The organism is Bifidobacterium sp. LH_491 (assembly GCF_056356495.1).
Window position 1 is genome coordinate 1,291,063 of sequence record NZ_JBKEUI010000001.1, and the last position, 18,458, is coordinate 1,309,520.

At 57.1% G+C, this 18,458-nt stretch carries 13 protein-coding genes; 4 read left to right on the forward strand and 9 right to left on the reverse strand.

Features of this window, described 5'->3' with window-relative positions; genetic code table 11:
- Positions 1–112 precede the first annotated feature (112 nt).
- Positions 113–1,135 carry a LacI family DNA-binding transcriptional regulator gene (locus AC1AWK_RS04940; protein ID WP_476568628.1) on the forward strand — a complete coding sequence of 341 codons (1,023 nt, stop codon included), beginning with the start codon at positions 113–115 and terminating at the stop codon, positions 1,133–1,135.
- A gap of 24 nt (positions 1,136–1,159) precedes the next feature.
- Complete coding sequence (locus AC1AWK_RS04945) at positions 1,160–2,743, forward strand: glycoside hydrolase family 43 protein (RefSeq protein ID WP_476568630.1); 1,584 nt, start codon at positions 1,160–1,162, stop codon at positions 2,741–2,743.
- A gap of 46 nt (positions 2,744–2,789) precedes the next feature.
- On the opposite strand, the gene AC1AWK_RS04950 is transcribed toward AC1AWK_RS04945, so the two are convergent.
- From AC1AWK_RS04950 to AC1AWK_RS04970, 5 genes are all read right to left on the reverse strand, one after another.
- On the reverse strand, positions 2,790–4,040 hold the full coding sequence (locus tag AC1AWK_RS04950) for an MFS transporter (RefSeq protein ID WP_476568632.1): 1,251 nt from the start codon (positions 4,038–4,040) through the stop codon (positions 2,790–2,792).
- 202 nt (positions 4,041–4,242) lie between these two features.
- A complete protein-coding gene (locus tag AC1AWK_RS04955; RefSeq protein ID WP_476568634.1) occupies positions 4,243–6,060 on the reverse strand; it encodes a glycoside hydrolase family 43 protein in 1,818 nt (605 codons plus the stop codon).
- A 197-nt stretch (positions 6,061–6,257) separates the two neighbouring features.
- On the reverse strand, positions 6,258–7,604 hold the full coding sequence (xylA, locus tag AC1AWK_RS04960; protein WP_476568636.1) for a xylose isomerase: 1,347 nt from the start codon (positions 7,602–7,604) through the stop codon (positions 6,258–6,260).
- A 232-nt stretch (positions 7,605–7,836) separates the two neighbouring features.
- Positions 7,837–11,223 carry an NPCBM/NEW2 domain-containing protein gene (locus tag AC1AWK_RS04965; RefSeq protein ID WP_476568638.1) on the reverse strand — a complete coding sequence of 1,129 codons (3,387 nt, stop codon included), beginning with the start codon at positions 11,221–11,223 and terminating at the stop codon, positions 7,837–7,839.
- A 226-nt stretch (positions 11,224–11,449) separates the two neighbouring features.
- Complete coding sequence (locus tag AC1AWK_RS04970; RefSeq protein WP_476568640.1) at positions 11,450–12,379, reverse strand: EamA family transporter; 930 nt, start codon at positions 12,377–12,379, stop codon at positions 11,450–11,452.
- A 291-nt stretch (positions 12,380–12,670) separates the two neighbouring features.
- On the opposite strand from AC1AWK_RS04970, the gene AC1AWK_RS04975 reads away from it, so the two are divergent.
- Positions 12,671–13,951, forward strand: coding sequence for an O-acetylhomoserine aminocarboxypropyltransferase/cysteine synthase family protein (locus AC1AWK_RS04975; RefSeq protein WP_476569627.1), 1,281 nt, complete (start codon positions 12,671–12,673; stop codon positions 13,949–13,951).
- A gap of 169 nt (positions 13,952–14,120) precedes the next feature.
- On the opposite strand, the gene AC1AWK_RS04980 is transcribed toward AC1AWK_RS04975, so the two are convergent.
- Entirely contained in the window at positions 14,121–14,675 is a 555-nt protein-coding gene (locus AC1AWK_RS04980) for an NADPH-dependent FMN reductase (protein WP_476568642.1), read from the reverse strand.
- Between the two features lie 272 nt (positions 14,676–14,947).
- Here AC1AWK_RS04980 and AC1AWK_RS04985 point away from each other — a divergent pair, with 272 nt between their 5' ends.
- Positions 14,948–15,916, forward strand: coding sequence for a DMT family transporter (locus AC1AWK_RS04985; RefSeq protein ID WP_476568644.1), 969 nt, complete (start codon positions 14,948–14,950; stop codon positions 15,914–15,916).
- Between the two features lie 54 nt (positions 15,917–15,970).
- Here AC1AWK_RS04985 and AC1AWK_RS04990 read toward each other — a convergent pair whose 3' ends face one another.
- The 3 genes from AC1AWK_RS04990 to AC1AWK_RS05000 form a co-directional block, all read right to left on the reverse strand.
- Positions 15,971–16,456, reverse strand: a complete 486-nt coding sequence (locus AC1AWK_RS04990; protein WP_476568646.1) for a Fic family protein — start codon at positions 16,454–16,456, stop codon at positions 15,971–15,973.
- On the reverse strand, positions 16,453–16,962 hold the full coding sequence (locus tag AC1AWK_RS04995; protein WP_476568648.1) for a Panacea domain-containing protein: 510 nt from the start codon (positions 16,960–16,962) through the stop codon (positions 16,453–16,455). Before AC1AWK_RS04995 ends, AC1AWK_RS04990 begins: the two co-directional genes overlap by 4 nt.
- Positions 16,963–17,104: 142 nt before the next feature.
- The gene (locus AC1AWK_RS05000) at positions 17,105–18,349 is read right to left on the reverse strand and encodes a hypothetical protein (protein ID WP_476568650.1); all 1,245 of its coding nucleotides are present in this window, start codon (positions 18,347–18,349) and stop codon (positions 17,105–17,107) included.
- Between the last annotated feature and the right edge of the window lie 109 nt (positions 18,350–18,458).

Sequence of the window (18,458 nt, forward strand, 5' to 3'; positions counted from 1 at the left end):
AAGTTTTTATCATTGATATTTCAACAATTTGAATATATAATATCAGCCATATAGAACTTCATTATTTTCGTAAATTTTCGATATTACGAAATGCCAGATAGGATCAACACACATGCAAGCCAAGAACAAACCACACGTCCAGCTTTCCACTATTGCCGCGCAGACAGGATATTCAATAGCCACCGTTTCCAAGGTACTTAACAACAAAGAAGATGTCTCCCAAGAGGCTCGCCAAGTCATAACAAAAGCACTAACAGCTTCAGGCTACAGACGCAAAAAAAGACGAGAGGCTTCCTCTCTCCACGGCACCATCGAAGTCGTATTTCAGGATTTCGATAATATCTGGGCATTGGAGGTGCTTCGCGGTGCTCTCAAAGAAACGCGCAATAACGACATTAGCGTCGTCATTACCGAAGGAGGCGATCGCCAACACCCTAAATCATCCTGGATTACCGGAGTAACACAACGTCGCCCCATGGGAGTAATCCTGATTTTTTCCAACCTAACCCCCGAAGAACGACGCACACTCAGTTCCCTGCGTATTCCTTTTGTTATTTTCGATCCTTCGGGAGAACCCACCCCAGATGACCTCTCAGTACAAGCCGATAATTGGACCGGAGGCGTCACCGCAACACGGCATCTCCTTGCTTTGGGACACACGCGCATCGGCGTCATTACCGGACCGGATGAAATGCTATGCTCGCGCGCCAGACTTGACGGCTACACCTCAGCATTGGCCGAACGCGGAATTACCCGTTCCGCCGAACTCATTACCGAAGGCGATTTCACCACACCCGGAGGCTATGCTCAGGCAATGGCATTATTGGAAAACCAGCAAATACGACCAACAGCCATTTTTGCGGGAAGCGACCTACAAGCCATGGGCGTGTATGAAGCTGCACGCCAACTCGGCATTCGCATCCCAGAAGACCTTTCCGTCGTAGGGTTCGATGATGTGCAAACCGCTTCGTTTATGGGCCCTGCCCTTACCACAATCCGGCAGCCTCTGCAAGAAATGGCACAAGCAGCCGTACGTCTCATACTTGACTCCAATCACGGCACACCAATTCAACGTCAAATCATCCTCCCCACCACACTTGTCGTTCGCAACAGCACTAGACCACCTCAACGGTAAATCATCACAGCAAAGGAACCTCACATGACCCGCGTACCCCAACCGCTCATTGCGATGGACATCCCCGACCCCGATGTCATCCGAGTTGGCGACACGTTCTATATGATCACCACGACCATGCATTTCTTCCCCGGCGCGCAAATTCTGCAATCACACGATTTGCTGCACTGGGAACATGCCTCCTACGTGTTCGAACAACTCGACTCCCCCGCCACCGCGGGGCAACGACTCGAAAACGGCCATACCATTTACGGGCAGGGCATGTGGGCGGGCAGCCTACGCCACCACAACGGCATCTTTCATGTGGTATTCTCCGCAAACGACACCCACCGCACCTACCATTTCACCGCTGAACACATCACCGGCCCTTGGATAATCCAGCCACTGGAAGGCTTCTACTACGATTGTTCGCTATTTTTCGACATCGACGACCGAGCCTACCTGGTGCACGGCAACCACACCATACGACTCACCGAACTGAACGATACGCTCACCGCCCCTCGTCCCGGCGGACTTGACCGCATACTGCTCGAAGACGATGCCAACGCGGTCACACTTGGATTTGAAGGCTCGCACCTCTATCGCATCGACGGGCGATATTATCTCTTCAACATCCACTGGCCGAAAGCCGCCCCAGCCAGACGCACGCAAACCTGTGCCATCGCCGACAGCCTCGACGGCACCTTCACTGTCCGCGATGTGTTCAGCGACGATATGGGCTACCACAACTCCGGCATCGCACAAGGAGGCATCGTCGACGACCTGGATGGCAACTGGTATGCCATACTATTTCAAGATCATGGCGCGTTTGGCAGAATGCCAGTGCTGCTTCCCGTCACATTCGGCGACGACCATTATCCGATCTTGGGCGTCAACGGCACCGTGCCATCGCAATTCCCAACTCCATCCGTCGCCAATGGTCACTCCGTCCACACGCCCCGTCCCTTGGCACACGACGACGATTTCCGTTGGACACGCGACGACCACGAACAACCGCAACCAGACCCGCAATGGCAATGGAACCATATGCCGGACGCTTCGGCATGGAGCATCGTGTCCCCCTCCGACGCCGGCAACGCATTGCGCCTGTACGCCGCCACTCCGGCGCCGACCATACTGCGAGCGCACAACACGCTGACGATACGCACCACGTATCCGCACTGCCGTGTCGAAATCACCATTGATCCTCGGCATATGCAGCATGGGGAACAAGCCGGACTGGTGGCATTGCTTGCAGCGTATGCGACGGTCGAAGTATATCGGGACGCTTACGGCAAGCTTGGCGTACGTATGACGAGCCGCGCCGCACAGGATGACACCATGGCTCCCATGCCTACCGACAATGAGGAAGCATCGGTCTTGCAGGCCATGAATATTGACGAACAGCCTGTTCGTCTGGCGTTGGAGTTCACGTCCGATGACACTGTTGAGGCGGTCGCGGGTCTGTACTACGACGAAACCCGCCGACAGTGGCATAGCTTGGGAACGCACCGCCTTTATTGGAAACTTGATCATTTCACCGGATGTCGGGCGGGAGTATTCATGTATGGCTCTACCCCATCGCATGGATACGCGGATTTCAGCGATTTCCGTTATCTCACCGACTGATATGGGTGATGTAGCCGCCGCTGCCGCATTCCGGCTGCGGCGGCCATTATTCGCGCGGCAATCTCACCGAGGCCAGCAGCGCCGCTCCGCACAACACAATCATTGCTTCCACCACAAAGGATGCTCCGTATCCAAGCGAGTCAATAATCACGGCTCCTAAGCACGAAGCACCCACGCCGCCAAGCGTGTTCGCCAAATTGAGGAATCCTAAATCCTTCGCAGCAGCATGCGGGTCAGGTAACACGCGCACGCTAATGCTTTGGATCAACGAAGCATTCATACCACCGCCGATACCAAATAGCACCGCGAAAATCGTCAGGCCTTGCGCTGTCGGCATGACAAAGGGAACGAAGGATGACGCGGCGGTAAGGAGCACCGAGAGCACCGCCAGTTGCTTGACATGCCCGAAAGTATCGGCCAACGGACCAATTGCCACGCAGCACACCAGGCCGATTCCCAACCTAAGCGATGAATTGAGCGATAGCAACGATTGCGTATGATCCGCATCCAACCCCAAATAATCCTGAATGATGTACAGCATGTAGTTCGACACCACACCGCCGCCTACGGTCATGAGGAACCGTGCGCCCAACGTCTTGTAGAAGTTCACGGCATGATGCGTGGGAAATGCGAACATATTCCATAGGCTTCGCCATACAAAAGGTTCTCGAGGCTCGTCGACGTTGGAAGGTTCGCCCGCCATCAGCGCCGAGACGACGCCGCCGCATAACGCAATCAGTGCGAACACCCCCACGCCAGCGCTCACCGAATCGAGGAACTGCGCTCCTACTAAAACACCGAGCTGCGATCCGGCCATCTGTCCGATGCCATACGCCGACGAAACGCGCCCGCGCCATTGCGCCGGCACCCTATCGGACAGTTGAGCGATCATAGCGGCTGCCACGCCATTGACCACCACCTCGTACAGGCACCAATACGCCAACATGGCACCGATGGCCTCCGCTTGGGCAAACAGCAACAACACCGCGCACGAGAGCACCGAACAGCCGACGATCCATGGTTTGCGCTTGCCGAAACGCGTGCGCGTACGATCCGAACAGGCCCCCAGCACGATGTTCGACACCAGCGCCACCAGCATCGCGATGGTCGAAAACATCATCACCAACTGCACTTTGTTCGCCGGATCAATGTCCGCAATGCGCTGCGGCAGCAACGTGGAAATCGCACCTTGATGTGGCATAAGCCATGAAGCCGGCCCAATCAGCAACGATACGGTGAGCCAGCCAAACCCTTGCATGGCCTGGTTTACTTCGGTCTTCTGCTTGTGCGCGACCATGGCACCATCCCTTTACGCGCTCTTCTCCCATGCGCGCGCTTTATGCGCGCTCCGCTCACATGTCCTCCCTGCAATGGTTCCGCACCGAAGGCTTGCGTGCCGCGGTCCACGTATCATCACAGGCACGAGAACGCCATCACACGATGGCACACCAAGGGGCCTCGCATCATATGACAGCGTTCTCGCACACCATATATTCCCGTTAATCACCAGCGGTCGGCAACGTACCCATCATGCAGCCAACGAAACCACCGGCCCGTTCCGTACTCAGGAACCGTGCGTCATACACACGCAGCACCACACCGCCTTCGGCCTCAACACAAGCCTGCGTTGACTGCGTCCACTGCGATGCCTGCGCTTGCCGCTCAGCGCCGCCACACACCACCTGCGGCACCATGCGGTCGTCACCGCATCCCAATACCACCAGCTGATTGCACGCGAACGCCACCATAACCACACTCAGACCAGCGGACACAGCATCGATATGTTCCGTTACCATTTCCCCGTCCACCACACGACTGACCACACGCCGACCATCAAACCGTACCGTGGCGTAATGCGTGGAATTTTGCTGCACACGCAAGAATCCGTCCTCGGGAACAACCATCGCCACTTCGTGATGGCAGATACGCACGTACCGTATGGACGCATCGCCTCGAATCAACACCTCATGCGGGTCATCTCCACGCCGCATCACCACGCACGGCTTACGGCAGGGCTTGCCCATGTCGCCGTCGCAAGCGCCTCCATCGCAGGATTGCCCGCCGAATATACGCACTTCCCCGCCGTCGACCGCCATGCGTTCAGGCAACCGCCCCAATCCATCGGCAACCACCGGCCAGCCAGGATCTCCCTGCCCCTCGCCCGGTCCGGTTCCATCCAACTTCCAATTCGACGGATTATGCTGCCACGACACCGGAGCTGCGAACGTCTCGCGCCCCAGATAGCTCAACAGCTCTCCCGGACGCGCTCCCGGAGTTTCCCGAACGCCCAGACACGTCATCCACCACCCCGACTGCGGATGGCGCAAGATATCCCCATGACCGACACACTGCACGGTTTCGCTCAAGCCCAGATGACGATGGCTGAGAATCGGATTCTTCTTATTCGCCTCAAACAACCGATGCCACTGCCCCACCATGCTGCACTCGCCATCACGAGGCGCTTCGATGGCATCGCCGGACATATTGACCGCGCAGTCAAAGGTCTCCATCGCCGCGGAGAGTCCCTCCGGCGCATACGTGCGCATAGCCATCTCGCTATGCTCGAAGCTGGTGCCACCCTCGGCAGTCATCAGATATACATAATCGCCAATACGATACATATGCGGCCCTTCGGCCCATACTGCGTCGATGCCATATCCACGCCACACAACCGTCTTGCAGCCCGCAGGCTGATCGTCGTTCACCAAACGCCACGTATCCGGATCAATACGCTGCGTCCACACTTCGGTCTGCCCTTCCCACTGCGGGTGGACGGCAGGACGGGTCTGCGTCCAATACACACGACCATCGATATCTTCGAAAATATCCGGATCGATGCCTTGGGCGCCCTCAATCCAGTAAGGACCACGCCACGGCCCTTCCACGGCATCGGCGACCATGGCGAAATTACCTTCACTCTTGCGAGCTGCAGCAAGCTCGTCTTCGGAACATCCACCGCAGCGTGCGGCCTGTTCGTCGATGCGCGCCACCGTGCACACGATGACATAGCGTCCACGTATGCACCGAATGGTGGGCGCATACAAGCCACCGGAATCCTGAACGAAAGGAATCAGCAGACGACGAGCCATGTCGGCATCCACGGCATCCGCCACATACCGCCAATGCACCATATCCGAAGAGGCGTGCATCGGCAGACCCGGTACCAATTCAAATGATGAATTCACCAGCACCGCTTCGTCGCGCCGCTCATCCCACATCCACGAAGGATCCGGATACATACCCGACAAAATAGGATTCGTCACCGCATTGGCGGATTCGACACTGTAGACGCCGCTGTCGCCAGCATAACGTTCCATGAAGGCACCTCCTCGTGCACACAAGCCGAGGCGGTCCGCCCAAGAACATGCGCCACGCATGCCCTGCGAACGGACCGCCCTCGAAAAGGAAGGAAAAAGATTGAACCGGGTCAGCTGAGAGAACAAAGCGCCGACCCGGTGCGCTATTCATTGCCCGGGGCCGCCCTGACGAGTAGGCGACCACGTCGGCATTATCATCACGCCTCGGCCAGCGCGTCCACGATGTAGTTGTTGATCGTGGCCTTGACGGACTCCAGGTGATCCGACTTGGTGGCCTCGATCAGCTTGGCCTGCGGGATATCCAGCGCGTACTTCTCCAACGATGCCAGCGACGCGGTGCCGTTCTCGATGGTGGCGCCGATGCCGGAATCGTAGGAGCTATAGCGCTCGGCCTGCAGATTCTCGATGAACTTGTCCTCATGCATCTTTGCGGCGACCAGCAGGCCAGCGGCGAAGGAATCCATACCGGCGATATGCGAACGGAACAGGTCTTCGGCATAGAAGGAGGTACGGCGCGGCTTGGCGTCGAAGTTCAGGCCACCCTTCGGACCGATGGAGCCCGCATCGAGCACTTCCCACATCACGGTGGAGGTCTCGTACAGATCGCTCGGGAACTCATCCATATCCCAACCAATGAGCTTGTCGCCCTGATTGGCGTCCAGCGAGCCCAGCACACCGGCCTCACGGGCGGTGCGAATCTCGTGCTGATAGGTGTGACCGGCGAGGTTCGCATGGTTGCCTTCGAGGTTCAGCTTCATGAAGTCGATGTCATACGTCTTGAGGAAGGCAATGGCGGTGGACGCATCGAAATCATACTGATGCATCGTAGGCTCCTTGGCCTTCGGCTCGATGAGGAACTGCGCATCCAGACCAATCTGCTGCGCATACTCATGGCACATGTGGAAGAACTTCGCCATATGCTCCTGCTCACGCTTCATCTGCGTGTTCCAAAGGTTCTCGTAGCCTTCGCGACCGCCCCAGAACACGTAGTTCTCAGCCCCCAGACGCTTGGCGATTTCCAGGCTGTGCTTGAGCTGGCCAGCGGAGTACGCGTAGATGTCGGCAAACGGCGACGTGGCAGCGCCTGACACGAAACGCGGGTTGGTGAACAGCGACGACGTGTTCCACAGCAGCTTGACGCCGGTGGCCTTCATCTGCTCTTCGATGCGGTCGACGACCTTATCGAGGTTGTCGTTCGTTTCGCGCAGGGTATCGCCTTCGGGAGCGATGTCACGGTCATGGAAGCAGAAGAACGGAGCACCCAGCTTCGTGAAGAACTCAAACGCGTAATCGACCTTGGCCAGAGCCTCGTCCATCGGGTTCGAATACTTGCCATACCAAGGACGGTGCGAAGTGCCGGTGCCGAACGGATCGACCAGCTCCTGATCGAACGTGTGCCACCAAGCGACGCCGAAACGCAGCCAATCCTTCATCGGCTTGCCGGCGACCACACGGTCGGCATCGTAGTAATGGAACGCCAGTCCCTCCTGCGGGCCCTTGGCGCGGCCAACATACTCAATCTTATCGATATCCCACAAAGCCATGGGAAGCTCCTTTGCTGTAGTGCTTATGCATAGGTGACGGTTTCCCGCCTCGCCCCATATAGTAAAATCAATTACCTATATTTGTCAAATGGCTTTACTATCGACGTGTCGAGAGATTATGAACCACTCACCATCCGCCAACACCAAAGTCCAGATACATAAATGCGGGTGTTGCCAAACGCAACACCCGCATCATTTACACGTAGATCATACGCACAGTGAGGTCATGCCATTACCGACGGGAGCTCCGACGGCGAATCATTACGAGCATGGCCGCAACAGCGCACGCAGCCAAAGCGACGATGGCAAAGACCAGAACGGCGCTGCCGGCAGCTGCCACTCGATTTTCCTTCACGACCTGCGAGCCGTTCGATTGACCCTCGACAGTATTGCCGCTCGAACCATTCTGTTGCTGGCCATTGGAAGAACCTCCGGCCTGCTCATCATTGCCACCCGGCGTAGAGCCGCTGCCGCCAGTGTCTCCATCGCCACCCGGAACATCGCCCGAACCTTGACTTGCCATGCGCACCTCAAAAGATGTGGTCACCGTACCACCCGGAGCTTCCGCCACCAAGGTATACATACCATTTTCTGTAATCGGATCCCCGTTGGACCACCCATCAACAGGCGAACCATAGCCCGCATCGTCCTGAGTGCCATCACCGGTCTCATCGGCGGCGGCGTCCTCCTGCGACGCCATCATCACACGCGCCATACGCGCCATACGCACCGAGGCCGGACGAACGAAGGAAGCCGCACGAGCAGAATACTGAGCCGCCGACGGCGACGCCTCGCCATCGGCAGGCAGATCGCGCCGATACAGGGTTACCGTATTGGCGTTCTTCGCGTAAGGCTTCGGCGCGGTGGTATACGTCGCCCCATCACGTACGCCAGACACCTCCGGCATCACCGGAGTATCGGGAATCGCAGGCTCCTGCGGCTTCGGCACACCAATCTGGAACGACACCTTGCTTGTCTGTCCAACGTTATTCGAAGCCACGATGGTATAGCGCCCTTCCCCACTGATCGGAGTGCCGCTCTTCCAACCAGCGACAAGCTCGCCATAATCCTCAACGTCGCCATCGGCAGTGGATGCCACCGACCCGACAGTGACCAAATCAACGGACTGCGCCGCAGCAGGCTCGACCACAGTCGGCAAATCCTTGCGATACAGGGATACCTCCGTAGCATGCTCGACCTCGGGAGTGACGGCCTGCTCATACACCGCACCATCCTCGACGCCGGCAAAGCTCGGCGGCACAGGAACCGTATCGAGAATGTCATCCGTGAAGAAACGGGGATTGCCCCATCCGGCGTGGTTGTTGCCACTACCGAGAGGGGTGTTCTTCAAAGTAATCGCCGTAGCCCCTTCGGGAATCTTCACCAACGCATGCTGCTGCACCGCATACCACCCCATATCCGGAGAGGTGTACAGCTGCTCTTCCTTGCCGTCGACGGTGGCCCATACTTCGAGGCGAACCTTGCCATTACGCCCCCAGGAGGTGTTGTCGCGGACTTCCTTCTCGATACCCACCCAAGCATCGAAATAGCGATAGCCCTTGCCCGCAATGTCATAGGTGAGAGACACCTTTTCATTCATCCAGATGCCATTGTCGTACCAACGCTCGGCGTTGCCGGTCCACAAACCGACCCGGCGGAACGTATAGCTGCCGCTGTGAGACGAAGGATCCTTACCTACGGCGGTCCCCTCGTTGATCACCTGCACATAACCTTTTGCCGTGGCGGTGTTGCCTCGCGAATCCTTGACCGAATACGTCAACGTATAGAAACCGGGAGTATATCCCGCATCCGTGGCCTTCGCAGCCAAACCGCCGTCATCGATCGAAACCTTACCGATAACGTTGCCGTCATATACGCTGCTGGCTTTTGTAATCAACGACGAAGCCTGGAAGGACTTGCTGTCACTGGGCACCAACACGTTGATATCCTGCGACACTTCCAAGGAGAGGTTCGGCCACTGCGTGTACTGGAACGGATACGACTCATCCGTCATATCTGGATATCCCTTGCTGCGATCGAAATACACCTCGTGATGATGTCCGTGGTACTTCGACATAAAGCTGCCGCCATCCACCGACAGGAAGCAACCATCGCGAGCCAGCAAATCAACGCGATAGTACTTACCGGTTTCGTTGAGCTTGATAATGCTCCACGCATGGCTGGCAGTACGCACCCAGTAGGCCTTGATGCCCAAACGCTGCGACAGATAGATGGCGCCGCGGGCATTGCCGCCGCACACGCCCTTGCCTTCCGCCAGCGCCTGATCCATGGTCTGGCCGCCCCATCCACCATAGTCGTTGTATTTGATCCAATCCGCATACGGGTAGAGCACCGCACGCAAGGTCTGCGCATCCGTCATACCCTTCTCATACTTGGCGATGAATCGACTTGCGTTGCCTTCCGTCGCGAGAAGACGCTTATTGTAATAATCGTCCTTGGTGTATCGCTCCGGCACATAGAAGGTCGCCACAGACGCCATGCCTTCCTTGGCAGTCACCACCGGCGCCCATTCCTTCAGCAGGAACAGTCGCGGTTCGTCGTCATACATCAATGCCGTGAAGTATTTTGCGTCCGCGGTGCTCATGTAGATACCGGCAGCCTGAAGGTTGATATCCACCTGCGCCACGCGCTCATTCCAACGGGTAATCACCGGATACTTATTGACGTCACGTCCGAAGTGCAGCAAAGTATCCACAATCAAATCGAAAGCCTTCTTGCCCTGTTCATCCAAGAAATCACGACCCGAATACAGGTATGAAGCGAACGGCGTGGTCAGGTAGTCGATATCCGCATTCGTGCGATACCGTTCGGTGCCTTGCACGGTCATCTTCACCGTTCGGGTGCGCACCAGCCCCTGCGCATCCTGCACACGATAGGTAATCGAGAAGTCTCCAGTTTTGCCTGGCTGATAGTTCGTGGTGTACGTCACCGCGTCCGACAGGTCGTTGCCCTCCTTACCGTTGCGCAATTCCCCTTTAACGCCTTTGACCGGTTCCGGGGTTGGACCCACCGGACCGGATAGCGTACGAGCAAAGACACCTTCCAAGATATTAGCGGCCGTAACCTGTTCTGGAGTGGAGAATTCCTTATCGGCGGCCGATAGGTACGGTGTGGCACTGCTCTTGTAGAAGGCAGCGTCACCCCACACGGCATGGTCGTCCTGGTTGCCTCCCAAAGCATCAGCTTCAAGCTTGAGCACGTGAACCTGCGAGATATCCACCGACACATGCTCCGCCTCGCTGGAAGCATTCATCGTCGAGCTCTGCCACAACAGTTGGCCGTCCCCATACACCCGGAACTGAACCGAGGCTTTGGCTGACTGTCTCTTGGCCTTGTCGATACCCACCCACGACTCAAAACGCTCATAGCCATAATCTTGGATATCGTTGTAGTAGATGTACGAATGCGCATGTGCCAACAAACCCTTGTCGAACTGATGTTCAACCCCCTGTACTTTCAGGGAAAGCTTTGCTCCGTCGAAATTGGCATCCGTACGCAAGGAACCCCAGCCCATCTGACTGCCACTGGGCGACCTATCCGACAAATATTGACGATACTCCCCACCGTTGGCGGCGCTCGCCGGGTGAACAAATGCCATATTGGACAAGACTATGCCCAATACAACGATGCATATAACGAATACATACCGCGACTTGCGCTGTATCCAGCCCATCACTCTCTCCCACAATCAGTATGGTTTACACTCGACCTTACAAGGATAATACAGATATGGGAATTTTATTAATGGACTGCCTGTACTATAAAATATTTACTGGAACATCAACACCCTGCACCATTCCGACACACGGCATCCCATTACAACATCACGCCGCCCGATGGCCCAACATCAACATCCGACGATATTGGCGAACCATGTCGAAGGAATACACCACCAGTGCCAGCCAAATCACCGAAAAAGAAATGAAGCGATGCGCAGGCACATATTCGCCCAGTACCACAATGCCCAATATCAGCTGAATGGTGGGCGTGATGTACTGCGTAAAACTCACCGTAAGGAACGTCGCATGCTTAACACCGTACGAAGTCAATCCCAACGGCACCACGGTTAACACACCGCATCCGGCGAGCAGTACCCAAACCCACCAAGGCGCGCCGGCCGGCACCCCCATCCGCGGCTGGACGGCGAGCGCCACCAGCGCGAAGGGCGCAAGAATACCGGTTTCAAACGTCAGTGACGAGAAGGCGTCCAAGGGTACGAATCGTTTGATCAGGCAGTATCCGCTATAGCTGAGCGTCATAATCATGGCCAACCCCGGGAAGGATCCAGTATCCCACACATATAAGCCGGCGCCGACCAAGGCAATCACCATGGACAGAACACCGAGCACACTGGTTTTTTCACGCAACAGCACCAAGGCGAGCAGCATGTTGATCAGCGGCATGAGGAAGTTGGCAGCGCTGGCTTCGGACGTATGCCCGATGGACACCAGATAGATGTACACCACCCAATCAATCGTTACCAATATGGCTGCAGCCACGGCGGCGGCAAATACTTTGGGTTTGGCCCACATGGCACGCACCGAGGCGACGAACCCCGCCCAACGGCGCGAGCATATCATGAACAGCACCATAACAATGGCCGCGGTGACAATGCGATATAACATGACATTCATGGACGAGACGCTGGCGAGCGCCGCCCAATAAAGAGGGAAAAATCCATACACGACAGATGCCACCAAGGTGGCCGTCAATCCTTGCGGGGTTTGTTCGATTCGATGCTGCGTACTGCTCACCGAACGATAATAACGCAGCTGCGGATATCCGACATTACACCGACGTATCGTTCCACCTGTGCGATTGCTGCGCCACCGTGATGGCGACATACGCGAGGGACGGCATCACTACACGAGGTCGATAGCGAGATTGTCCGGCATATCTGCGGCGGACAAGCGGAACATGTCACCATATTCATCTGCAAAACACGAGACGGAAACATCGTTGTGCTTATCTGCGATGCTACGGTGGACACAATGCCTATATTCATGCGCACTACGGCGCTTCCCTATGAGGTCAGGAGGAATCCCATGACGCTGCATCTCGACACCACCTGCGTGCAAGGCGGCTACCAGCCGGGCAACGGCGAGCCGCGCACACCTCCCATCGTGCAGTCCACCACGTTCAAATACACCTCAAGTGAGCACATGAGCCGCCTCTTCGACCTCTCCGAAGCCGGATACTTCTACAGCCGCCTGCAAAATCCAACCAGCGATACGGTTGCGGCGAAAATCTGCGAGCTGGAAGGCGGCGCCGCAGCCATGCTGACTTCCTCGGGACAGGCAGCCAACTTCTTCGCACTCTTCAACATCTGTGGCAATGGCGACCACATCGTCGCATCCAGCGCCATCTACGGCGGCACGTTCAATCTAATCAACGTCACCATGCGACGCATGGGTATCGAATGCACGTTCGTCAGCCCAGATTGCACCCCTCAAGAGCTGGAAGCGGCGTTCCGCCCCAACACCAAAGCGGTGTTCGCCGAATCCATCGCCAATCCTGCGCTCATCGTGCTTGACTTCGACAAATTCGTCGATGCCGCCCACCGCCATGGCGTACCGATGATCGTCGACAACACCTTCCCGACTCCCATCAATTGCCGACCGTTCTCGTTCGGCGTGGATATCGTCACGCACTCCACCACCAAGTACATGGATGGCCACGGCTCATGCGTCGGCGGAGCAATCGTCGACTCCGGCAACTTCGATTGGATGGCACACGCCGAGCGTTTCCCCGAAATGACCACGCCGGACGACTCCTACCACGGTGTGGTCTACGCCAAAGATTTCGGCAAAGCCGCATACATCACCAAAGCCACCGCGCAGCTCATGCGCGATTTCGGCTCCACACCGGCTCCCATGAATTCATGGATCATGGGGATGCATCTGGAGTCGCTGGCCCTGCGAGTCCAGCGCCATTGTGCCAACGCCCAGGCCGTGGCGCAGTTCCTGCACGACGACCCGCGCATCAGCTGGGTCAACTATCCGGGATTGGCTGATGACCGTTACCACGAACGTGCCATGCGTTACATGCCCCAAGGCACATGCGGCGTCATCGCGTTCGGCGTGCCTGGAGGACGCGAACAGGTAACGGCTTTCCTTGACCGTCTCACCACCATTTCCATCGCCACCCATGTGGCCGACGCCCGTAGCTGCATCCTCTACCCCGCCGGCACCACACACCGCCAGCTCACCGAGGAACAGCTCGAACAAGCCGGCGTGGGCATCGATTTGGTGCGCTTGAGCTGCGGCATCGAAAACGCGCAGGACCTCATTGACGACATCAACCACGCTTTGGACGCCGTCTCATAATCACACGCGACCATCGCTATACCTATGCATGACTGCGCGTTCGCCGGTCCGAACGTTCGACTCACCACGCATGCGCAGGTAACCAACGAGGGGTGGCACGTCATCATGACGCGCCACCCCTCGCCATATCAGCCGCCACCATCGCTACGGCAACGGCCATACCGCGTTACTACGCGATAGCAGCCAGCAAGGCATCCGCCTGTTCGGCAATCGCCTTGCGGTCATCCTCGCTCGGCGTGAACGCACCGGTGGCGAATGCCTCCGAAGGCAGCACAACGCCCACCTGTTGTTCCAGTACCTTGGCATTGACAAACTGCAGCAAAGTGGTCAGATGCTCACGTACCAGCGCACCTGCCGAACGCCCCGCAGCCGAGCTCAGCGCCACCGTCTTACCAGTCAACGCACTGGTAATGTCCTGGAAAGTCGGATCGAACGGACGGGATAGCCAGTCGATAAGATTCTTCAGCACTGCGGTATAGCTACCGTTGTATTCGGGAGCGAACATCCACAGCGCATCGGCATGCCTGACCTGCTCGACCACACGAGCGACCGGTTCGGGCGCGGGATGCTCAACATCTTGATTGAGGAACGGCACATCGGCGTAATCCACAACAACCACGTTGGCCCGCCCCTGCAACGCCTCGCTTGCCACTTGCGCAAGCATGCCGTTGAATGAACCACGACGCAGCGAACCAACGATTAGAGCAATGGTAGGAAGAGTCATCAGTATTCCTTTCGTAAGTGGCTTGTTTGTAATCGTCCAACGTCAAACACGGATGATGGATTGACGGGAAACGGGGCAAGCCACGGATGAATATGATTCCATTATCCCGTTCGCGCATGTCCGGCATATGCCACACGCCGAGCGTTCCCCTCATGGCGTAGCGAGGTATCTCACATTCTCACTGCAAGCCCCACCACTTGTTTACACACCACGCATTATGCTTAGGCACAACATTCGTATTCGTCACCCACGCAATCAGGCTAAGGATCATCATGTTTCCCATTCTGCTAGGCGTCATCGCCGGTGCCGTCACTCCCGCGCAAACCGCAATCAACACCAGGCTACGCCACGCCGTCGGATCACCGCTGCGCGCCTCCATGATTTCCTTCAGCATGGGACTGCTTACCATGCTGATCGCCACACTGGTGGCCGGCCCTTACCCATTGATTCCGCAAGGCGCCACCTCGGGCCCATGGTGGATGTGGCTTCCCGGCCTTTGCGGCGGCATCTTCCTGACCGGCAACATTCTGCTTCTGCCGCATCTAGGCAGTCTGCAAACTGTGATGATGCCCGTCATGGGTCAGATTGCCATGGGATTGCTCATCGACCAATTCGGCTGGTTCGGCGCCGAGCAACGCTCGCTCAACACGCTGCGGACGATCGGCGCACTCGTAGCCACCATCGGTTTTCTTGTCACGGTCGTGCTGCCGTCATGGCTTGCCCATCGCAACCATGACGACATTCATGACATGAAGCCGAGCATGGCCAGTGCCCCTGCCACTAGCAAACACCACACCGTATGGCTGTGGCGTCTTGCCGGCATTGGCTTCGGCGCGTGCGCGGCCATCCAAATTGCCATGCTTGGCACCTTAGGCACCGCGTTGGGATCGCCATTGAAAGCCGCGGTCGTATCCTTCGCACTGGCATTGCTGCTGCTTGCCGCAGTCGTCGGAGTGCGGGAACACAGCTACAACATATCCGGCGCATGGCACGGCCAACACCCTTGGTGGATGTGGTGCGGCGGATTCATTGGCGCGGGAATCGTGTTGTCCAACGCATTTCTTTCGCCACGTCTTGGCACAGGAGTGACGGTACTGCTCGTGCTGTTGGGCCAAGTATTGGGCGGTGTGCTCATCGACCAATGCGGCTTGCTCGGAGTTCCCCGCCGCCGCATCAGCACGGTACAGATCATCGGCCTGATACTGGCGATTGGCGGCATCGCCCTTATTCGACTCTCCTAACAAACCGGATATCCTACGAGTGAGAACAGCTGTTCCTGCCTAACCACTGGCGTTTCACAGGCAGTTGTCTCGTAGAAACGCGACAAGCTCCGTCTTATTCCGCTTGCCCGTCACCAAGTCCTGTACCCACTGGTACAACTGGTTGTCCTCCGGATTGGGCGTGTCCTCGAAACCGTAAAAAATACCTTGACGGTTCAGACAGCTTAGGGCAAACGTGACCGTGGTGCGTTTGTTGCCGTCCGCGTACACATGGCGCTTGGCTATGCGTTCTGCCAAGTCGCTTATCTGCTCGAAGAAGTCGGCGTATCGGTCGGCGGGCGATACGCCGAAGTGCGAACAGAATACCGCTTCGATAATTGGTGTTATCCGCTGTTTCCGATCGGCACGCCCGTCGGTTGGAAACAGCTCCTTGGATTCAAAACCCGCTTGTGAGACGATACCTGCGTGCGCTTCATCCACGGATTGCGCCAATGCTTCAATTTTCCTAGCGTCGGCAATCATCAATGGCGGAAACACTGCCTTCTGCATATTGCCGCTCATGAGTTCTCCAACAACCGCATGGTGTTAGGCCATTTTTCCGCCACCATGTCGAAACCGTCACGCAACGTTCGCCCGATGTTCTCAAACGCGGTCATATCCGTTGACGAGGTGATGATTTCCGCTGTGATGGGGGTGTCTTCATTGGGTGTATAAGCCTTTTCCCACGCGCCGCCATCCCTGCGAGAGAGTTCCACAAGATCAAAAGCGGTCAATCTTCCTATCTTATCCATCGTCAGGGCGACGATCCGCTGTAGCCGTTCGGAGTTTTCATACTGGGAAAACTCCCGTATACGATTGCTCCCGTACTTCTGAAACGCTCGATGTACAGCGGGCACTGTCACCCCATTTCCCTCCGCTTCTATCGCGTCGTCGAACAAAAGCCTGCCGGTTTCCCTAAGCGAACACACCTGCGTGAAATACACCAGCTCATTAAGTTTCAGGTTCGTGAGCACCACGTCAGAACCGTACCTGTCGATAATGCAGTTCGCCACGTCAACCGATTTCATATGTGCTCCTTTCCTGTCGCACGCCCTCTCTCCTATCGTCTCACGAACTCCTTATTTTCTTTTCACGCTTACAACGCCTTCTGGAAGTCTGTCAGCAACCATTGCGCGGCCTGATCGCCAGGATTGACTTCTAACGCACGGTTCAACCGACGCAACACATGCCGTAGGCGCTGTTGCCTTTGAAGTCGCCCAAGTCCTTCGGGAACCCGTTGACGGTGATGGTGTCCCACAGTTCCGCGCCGGTTTCCGCGTGGGGTTCGGCTACCATCGACCATTCGGAGAATGTCTGGCGGTGTACGTTGGTTTCGTTCGGTTTGCCCACGTTGTCGATGGTGTCGGCTTTCACGTAGCTCAAGGGGTCTCCGGTGAGCGTGCCGCCGATGGTGATGTGGCTGGTGTCGCGTGGGATGACCCATAGCCATGTGCCGAACGTGCCGTTGCCGGGCGACGTGTAGGGTTGTCCGTTCTTCATGGCGGTCGCGGTCTGCGTGCCCGCTCCGGTGAATGTGACGGACGCGGTGGCGGTGGGTTCGCCCAAAGACTGCTTGACGCGGTTCACGTAGTCGCCCGCGTTGTTGCCGTCCACGCTGATTTCGCGCAGGATGTTGCCAGCCGCGCCCTCGAAATAGTAGCCGTCCGCCTTGAGGCTCACGCCTCCGATGTACGAGCCGTCCGAAACCCCCAGAGTAACTTGGTCGGTGACGGTCTGCCCTTTGTCGTATGTCTTGGGCGCGTTGGTGGACAGGCTGGGTTGGAACGCGGGCTGGAACGGTTCGTTGTCCGCGAGCACGAGGACGATGACGCTGGTACTCCTGATGTTGGGCGAAGTCGCCTCACGATTCACGATGCTGTCCACCGAGGTCACGCCATCAGAAAAAGTACGCGAGGTCTGATATGCCAAACCATTGCGATAGTATGTGTTTGGAACAATATTCTGTAGATAAGGGGCAAACCATTGTTGGCTTGTGTGTGAGCCGGATGCGCCCGTGAAGCTGTTCGTACCGGTCGAATGGACGAAGCCCACGCCCACCAGACGGCAGTTCGCGGACGCTCCGGCACGGGACTGGCACTCCGAGACCGCCTTCTGCAACGCCTCGTTGATGGACTTGTCCGGGTTGTTGCCGCCCACTGCGACGATTTGGATGCCCGGAGCCGCCTGTTGCATCGCCGCCCGCACGTTGGCGTTCGTCGCCGCCCCAAAGTCCTCGCGGTACGTCCACACCACCGTGGAACTATCGCCGGAACCGCCTGAGCCGGAACCGGAACCGCCGCCTCCGTCGCCCGCATACGCCGTTGCGGGAAGCACCATGCCGATGCCCACCGCGACAGCCACGCACGCACGCGACACATTCTTCAATTTTCGTTTGATGCTTACCCATGTACTCATGGAATAGCTCCTTTTGTTGAGTCTGCACTTACGCATAACCCAACACACCTCACAGCACAGTTTACACGATTGCGGTTTTTGCCGCAGGGCGACCGGCGCGAAGTCAAGC

Bases quoted from the DNA above. Each gene is read 5' to 3' on its own strand.
- AC1AWK_RS04940 (WP_476568628.1), top strand. From the start codon at position 113: ATGCAAGCCAAGAACAAACCACACGTCCAGCTTTCCACTATTGCCGCG.
- xylA (WP_476568636.1), bottom strand. From the start codon at position 7,604: ATGGCTTTGTGGGATATCGATAAGATTGAGTATGTTGGCCGCGCCAAG.
- AC1AWK_RS05000 (WP_476568650.1), bottom strand. From the start codon at position 18,349: ATGAGTACATGGGTAAGCATCAAACGAAAATTGAAGAATGTGTCGCGT.
- AC1AWK_RS04995 (WP_476568648.1), bottom strand. From the start codon at position 16,962: ATGAAATCGGTTGACGTGGCGAACTGCATTATCGACAGGTACGGTTCT.
- AC1AWK_RS04955 (WP_476568634.1), bottom strand. From the start codon at position 6,060: ATGGAACGTTATGCTGGCGACAGCGGCGTCTACAGTGTCGAATCCGCC.
- AC1AWK_RS04945 (WP_476568630.1), top strand. From the start codon at position 1,160: ATGACCCGCGTACCCCAACCGCTCATTGCGATGGACATCCCCGACCCC.
- AC1AWK_RS04965 (WP_476568638.1), bottom strand. From the start codon at position 11,223: ATGGCATTTGTTCACCCGGCGAGCGCCGCCAACGGTGGGGAGTATCGT.
- AC1AWK_RS04975 (WP_476569627.1), top strand. From the start codon at position 12,671: ATGACGCTGCATCTCGACACCACCTGCGTGCAAGGCGGCTACCAGCCG.
- AC1AWK_RS04990 (WP_476568646.1), bottom strand. From the start codon at position 16,456: ATGAGCGGCAATATGCAGAAGGCAGTGTTTCCGCCATTGATGATTGCC.
- AC1AWK_RS04980 (WP_476568642.1), bottom strand. From the start codon at position 14,675: ATGACTCTTCCTACCATTGCTCTAATCGTTGGTTCGCTGCGTCGTGGT.
- AC1AWK_RS04950 (WP_476568632.1), bottom strand. From the start codon at position 4,040: ATGGTCGCGCACAAGCAGAAGACCGAAGTAAACCAGGCCATGCAAGGG.
- AC1AWK_RS04985 (WP_476568644.1), top strand. From the start codon at position 14,948: ATGTTTCCCATTCTGCTAGGCGTCATCGCCGGTGCCGTCACTCCCGCG.